This is a genomic window from Terribacillus saccharophilus, from assembly GCF_002272745.1.
Lineage (GTDB): Bacteria > Bacillota > Bacilli > Bacillales > Amphibacillaceae > Terribacillus > Terribacillus saccharophilus_B.
The window spans coordinates 1-2037 of sequence record NZ_NPBD01000010.1 but is presented as its reverse complement, the minus strand read 5'-3'; the positions used below and the strand labels follow the sequence as shown (position 1 = coordinate 2037).

At 38.1% G+C, this 2037-nt stretch carries 1 protein-coding gene and 1 riboswitch; the gene reads right to left on the bottom strand.

All coding sequences use genetic code 11. From position 1 onward, the window contains the following. Positions 1 to 185: 185 nt before the first annotated feature. Positions 186 to 1373, bottom strand: coding sequence for an acyl-CoA dehydrogenase family protein (locus CHH58_RS12695; protein ID WP_095233265.1), 1188 nt, complete (start codon positions 1371 to 1373; stop codon positions 186 to 188). Between the two features lie 158 nt (positions 1374 to 1531). Beyond that, positions 1532 to 1636: riboswitch (SAM riboswitch) on the bottom strand. Between the last annotated feature and the right edge of the window lie 401 nt (positions 1637 to 2037).

The following is a 2037-nucleotide window of genomic DNA, read 5'->3' as shown; positions in this document are numbered from 1 at the left end:
CCTATGCTATTGTCCTACCATTATATCAGAGGTTCAAGAAAGCCCATATATAACAAAAGTCCATATTTTACCATAATTTTCGTTACTATAGTACCTGGAAAGGTATCATTCGATTAAAAATAAAAGGTGGAAAGCATCCTTATTAAAGATTCTTGCCACCTTTTTTAACGGAAAAAGGACTGTACTTATGAATATACAGTAGGAGTCGGATACTCCCCAGTTAACACCCAGTGTCCTATGTTTTTCCGTTTATATTCAATGGGATTATGAAGGGAGTGTGTGCGGACATTTCTCCAAAACCGATCAAAGTTATTTTTTCTAGTAGCTGAACGGGCACCCATTACCTGAAAAATATTGCTTGTTACATGCAAGGCAACCTTAGTACCAAAAGCATTCGCTGCTCCTGTTAAAAGAGCAGTTTCTCCTCGTTCCTCTTTGGTGAGTAAACGGTCTTTCGCCCAAGCTTCATCTACTTTTTTGCCGGCTTCTTCCACTAACTGAACTGCCGCCTGAATATCAATCCAAAATTCCCCGTAACTACGCTGGATATATGGATCATCAATAGCTTTTTCATAGCTTGTCAGATACCAAGGTCGGGATTTTTCAATCGTATATTTCTTTGCTTCTTCCAATGCTCCTTCTGCAGAACCTACGAATACATTCGCTAAAACAATCTGCGATAAAATAGCATCAAAAGTGGCAAAAGGCGTTCCTTTAGATTCCGTGAAGTCAATAACTTCATCTGCTTCTACTACTACATTTTCAAATATAACGGATCCGCTATCTGTTTGCCTTTGCCCAATTCCATCCCAATCATCATTGATTGTAATACCTTCTCTAGAAGTTGAAATTATCCCAAGGTAAAAAGTTGTTTTTTCAGGATTGTCATACCATGTTATAGCTAAACGATCAGAATCCTTAGCTCCTGTGCTGAAAGTGTTATGTCCATTTACAATAAAACCGTCATCCTGCCTTTTTCCGATTAAACTAGGTTCAATCGGATTGGACGAGTTTCCCCAGAACCAGTTGTTTTTTGCTGATTGCGTATAGAAATACTCTTTTTGTTTCGCAGTACCCGCAATATGCGGCAAAACAGTTTGAAAGACATGGTAGCCATATAGATGACCAAGAGCTGCATCCGTTTTTGCTAATTCCCGAACAATTCTAAGTACAAGTGACAAAGGCTGCCCTTCGCCACCGAATTCTTTAGGAATATGAAGATTTAGCAGTCCGCTTTCTCTTAAGGCATCTCGTTGTTTCTTAGCTGTACCGCCAGCTTTGTCACGTTCTGCAGCATCCTTTGCAAATTCTTGAGCCAGTATGGATGCAATTTTCAAATATTGCGTTGACTCGTTTACAGTAATTGTTCCCATTTTGATCTTCCTCTCTATTTTTATTCAAAAAGTCCATTCGAAAATCTAACGCTTTTGCCCGTCGCAAGAGGTAACGCAATATGATAAGAACTTAGCTGCATGAAAAAAACCTCTCCTTAAGTAAGAAGAGGTTAAAAAAACGGTCATTTATCATACTCCTCTTATCTTCCAAGCATACGCTTGCTGGATTTGGCACAGTGCTTTTATAAAAGTCTGCTGCCGAGGTATCATAGGGCCAGTCCCTCCACCTCTCTTGATAAGGTAATTTAATTGTTAGTTGAAATATAAATTATGCGAAAAATAAAGTCAATACTTTTTGAATTTTTCTTATACTTAGTTTACAGATTCATGGCTCGCAGCACCCTTTATTGTCATGCGGATAGTGGCAAAAACGACCAGTTCCAGGCAATCGTCATTGGTCATAGTAATCCTTAAAATGCCAAGCTTTTCGGTATGACATGAATGTTAATTATTCCTGTACTAATTGGTTTAATTTCCATATGACCGAACCATCAATTGTTAATGTAAATATGGCCTGTTGTCCATTACAGGATAGCCTTATCAGTAAAACCCTTTAAATGATTCAACTGCCTAAACAAATAACTGCAATACTTTTGAATCATGTTTAACAAAGAAAGAGTACGGAAATGGATTAGTGAACAGG

Bases quoted from the DNA above. Each gene is read 5' to 3' on its own strand.
- CHH58_RS12695 (WP_095233265.1), bottom strand. From the start codon at position 1,373: ATGGGAACAATTACTGTAAACGAGTCAACGCAATATTTGAAAATTGCA.